Origin of the sequence: Vannielia sp., assembly GCF_029212645.1 — a bacterium.
GTDB lineage: Bacteria > Pseudomonadota > Alphaproteobacteria > Rhodobacterales > Rhodobacteraceae > Vannielia.
In genome coordinates, this window is record NZ_JARGND010000088.1 from 2,055 (window position 1) to 5,297 (window position 3,243).

Consider the following 3,243-nt stretch of genomic DNA (forward strand, 5'->3'; position numbering starts at 1 on the left):
AGGCCGGTGCCAAAGGCGCGAAAATCATCATCTGAAAGGCGCGATCCGGCCATGCCGATCAGCTTTTCGATCTGCTCGGCAGGATAGGCAGACCCGGTCAGCCGCTGGCTGGCGAAAGCGATGAGGCTCACCTCTTCAGGGTCAACGTGGCCGTCGGCCTTGGCGGCGTGGCACATCACATCGAGCACCCGTTTGCCAAAGCCCGTTGCCCCGCGTATCGCACTCTGGCGACGGCTGCGGCCCATCAGCTTGAGCAGTTTGAACAGCCCCAAGATGGCAATTACTGCCCCGGCCAGGGCAAGCCCCGAAAAGCCGCTGATCGCCTCGGCGCGGGTCATTTTGGGGCCGACCGGCAAGCCTGCGGGCACGTCTCCAGCCGCCAGCATACGCTCCATTCGGGAGGCCGTGACGGGTGTGTAACTGTCGCCCTTGCAACCGTTAAAAGACAGCGCATAGCTTTCCATTGTGCGCCACAGACCAACCTGGAAGATGTGGCTCTTGGTGGACATGTGGCACAGCGCCAAAGTGCCGCCGGTGCCGTTGGATACGGTGGTGTTGGCCACAAAGTGCAATTGCTGGCTGTCCATCCAGACAGCGCCGCCGCGGCGGGCTTCGGCCGCGCTGGCAAACAAGGTCATCGCAAGGGCCGCGACTGCGATCTGCCCGAACTTACGCATGGGCGTTCCCCTCTTGCTCGTCACATTCCCAAGGGCCGATCTGGCACCTGGTTAACGAATTGTTAACCGGCGAATGGGGCGGGGCTGGGGCACAACTTGCGCAGGAAAAAGGCTGCGGACTTTCATCCGCAGCCGGTTTTACGCGTCATTGTTTAATCAAACGTGAATGGCGCCATCGCCACAGGCCAGAGCCGCCTCGCGCACGGCCTCCGAGTAGGTTGGGTGGGCGTGACAGGTGCGGGCGACATCCTCTGCGGCGGCGCCAAACTCCATGGCCACGCAAATTTCGTGGATGAGGTCCCCGGCACCGGGGCCGATGATGTGGCAGCCGAGGATCCGGTCGGTTTCCTTATCGGCGAGCATCTTCACAAAGCCCTCGCCCTGAAACACCGCCTTGGCCCGCGCATTGCCCATGAAGGGGAACTTGCCAACCTTGTAGGCGTGGCCCTTTTCCTTGAGAGTTTCTTCGGTTTCTCCGACACTTGCGACCTCGGGGGCGGTGTAGATCACGCCCGGAATGAGGCCGTAATTGATGTGGGGTTTCTGGCCTGCAAGCATCTCGGCAATGGCCGTTCCCTCATCCTCGGCCTTGTGGGCGAGCATGGGGCCTTCGATCACGTCACCGATGGCGTAGATGCCTTTGACCGAGGTTTCAAAGCCGTCTTTCACGGCGATCTGGCCGCGCTTTGTCATCTCGATCCCAAGCGCCTCAAGGCCGAGGCCTTCGACGTAGGGTTTGCGGCCCGTGGCGACGAGAACCACATCGGCTTTCAGCTCGTGGTCACTGTCATCCTTGCGCAGTTTGTAGGAGACGGTGGCCTTGTTTCCATTGGTTTCCACCTTGTTGACGGCAGCACCCATCACAAAGTCAAGCCCTTGCTTTTTAAGGAGTTTCTGGAACTGTTTGGCAACTTCGCCATCGGCCCCCGGTGTCACCGCATCGAGATACTCAACAACCGTGACCTTGGTGCCGAGGCGCGAATAGACAGAGCCAAGTTCCAGCCCGATCACACCACCGCCGACCACAATCATCTCGCCGGGGACTTTGCCCAGCTCCAGCGCGCCGGTGGAGGTGACGACGATCTTCTCGTCGATCTCCACTTCGGCGCCGGGAATGGAGGCTGCCTCGGAGCCGGACGCGATGATGATGTGCTTGGCCTCATGGGTCTCGTCACCCACCTTCACCTTGCCCACCTCGGGGATGGAGCCCCAGCCTTTGAGCCAGTCTATCTTGTTCTTTTTGAACAGAAATTCGATGCCGCCGGTGTTTTGGCTGATGGTCTTGTCCTTATAGGCAAGCATCTGTTTCCAATCGACCGAGGGGGACTTTCCCTTGAGGCCCATCTCGGCGAAATTATGCTCTGCCTCATGCAGCATATGCGTGGCGTGGAGCATCGCCTTGGAGGGGATGCAGCCCACGTTGAGACAGGTGCCGCCGAGGGTTTCACGGCCCTCGACAACGGCGGTTTTCAGACCAAGCTGGGCGCAGCGGATGGCGCAAACATAGCCGCCGGGGCCGGAGCCGATGATGATGACGTCATAAGAGGACATGGGGTCTCCTTTACCAAGATTTTGGGGGATGCACTTTCGATACACAACCGATGCACAACCCATGCACATGTCGTTTGACACATGCCGATTTCGGGGGAAAAGCGTGAAGGCACCGCGCGATTGTCATGGGCGGGGGGCCTCGGGAAGCGGGGTGCCCTGGTGGAAGCGGGCCTGCCAGCCGGCGGGTGTTTCGGCCCAGAGGGTCGAGCGGGCGGCCCATTGGACCTCGTCCGGGGTGGTGGTTTCGGAGCGATAGGTGACGAGGGTGATGCCGGGGGCGATGGGCTGGCTTTGCAGATCGTGAAGGCGATGGGCGGAGGGGCGGCCCTCAGACGTGTCGGTGAGCAGCTCCTCGCGGGTGTAGCGGCGGCCAGAGCGGGACAGCTCGAAGAAATCGGGTGCCAGCAGGCGTTCGATCGCGGCGCGGTCATAGGCTGAGGCGGCGGACCAGATGGCGCTTTCGAGGGCGGCGAAATCGGTCATTGGATAGGCTCCATCACGGGTGCGTCGCAGGTGGGGCAAGGCAGCGCCGTGCCTCCCTTGCGCCACGGGCCGGGTTTGAAGAACCGCCGCCGCTTTTCACCGGAAGGCCGCCGCTCGTTGAGGTATTGCACCTCGCCGGAAAAGCCGCAGGCAGGGCAGGTGAGGGATTGGGGGGTGAGCCAGGCCATGGGATTGGGTTGGTGGGGTTCACCCACCCTACGAGACGTGCCGCAGAGTGGGTGACGCCTAACATCCTTTAGAGGTCCATCAGCAACCGGCGGGGGTCTTCGAGGGCTTCCTTGACCCGCACGAGGAAGGTCACGGCGCCTTTGCCGTCGACGATGCGGTGATCGTAGGAGAGGGCGAGGTACATCATCGGGCGGATGACGATTTCACCGCCCACAACCATGGGCCGGTCCTGGATTTTGTGCATCCCGAGAATGCCCGACTGCGGCGGGTTGAGGATGGGCGAGGACATGAGCGAGCCGTAGACGCCGCCGTTGGAGATGGTGAAGGTGCCGCCCTGCATTTC

Annotated in this window: 5 protein-coding genes; all 5 read right to left on the reverse strand. The window is 61.9% G+C overall.

Translation table 11 applies throughout. From position 1 onward, the window contains the following. Positions 1 to 677, reverse strand: a 677-nt coding sequence (locus P1U55_RS15655) for a hypothetical protein (protein ID WP_301048573.1), incomplete at its 3' end; no start/stop codon positions are given. Between the two features lie 156 nt (positions 678 to 833). Further along, positions 834 to 2,228, reverse strand: a complete 1,395-nt coding sequence (gene lpdA / locus P1U55_RS15660) for a dihydrolipoyl dehydrogenase (protein ID WP_301048574.1) — start codon at positions 2,226 to 2,228, stop codon at positions 834 to 836. 123 nt (positions 2,229 to 2,351) lie between these two features. After that, on the reverse strand, positions 2,352 to 2,711 hold the full coding sequence (locus P1U55_RS15665) for a nuclear transport factor 2 family protein (protein ID WP_301048575.1): 360 nt from the start codon (positions 2,709 to 2,711) through the stop codon (positions 2,352 to 2,354). Then, the gene (locus P1U55_RS15670; protein ID WP_301048576.1) at positions 2,708 to 2,899 is read right to left on the reverse strand and encodes a hypothetical protein; all 192 of its coding nucleotides are present in this window, start codon (positions 2,897 to 2,899) and stop codon (positions 2,708 to 2,710) included. Before P1U55_RS15670 ends, P1U55_RS15665 begins: the two co-directional genes overlap by 4 nt. Before the next feature lie 68 nt (positions 2,900 to 2,967). Next, the coding region (locus tag P1U55_RS15675; protein WP_301048577.1) for a 2-oxo acid dehydrogenase subunit E2 at positions 2,968 to 3,243 on the reverse strand (276 nt) is incomplete at its 5' end.

Bases quoted from the DNA above. Each gene is read 5' to 3' on its own strand.
- lpdA (WP_301048574.1), bottom strand. From the start codon at position 2,228: ATGTCCTCTTATGACGTCATCATCATCGGCTCCGGCCCCGGCGGCTAT.
- P1U55_RS15670 (WP_301048576.1), bottom strand. From the start codon at position 2,899: ATGGCCTGGCTCACCCCCCAATCCCTCACCTGCCCTGCCTGCGGCTTT.
- P1U55_RS15665 (WP_301048575.1), bottom strand. From the start codon at position 2,711: ATGACCGATTTCGCCGCCCTCGAAAGCGCCATCTGGTCCGCCGCCTCA.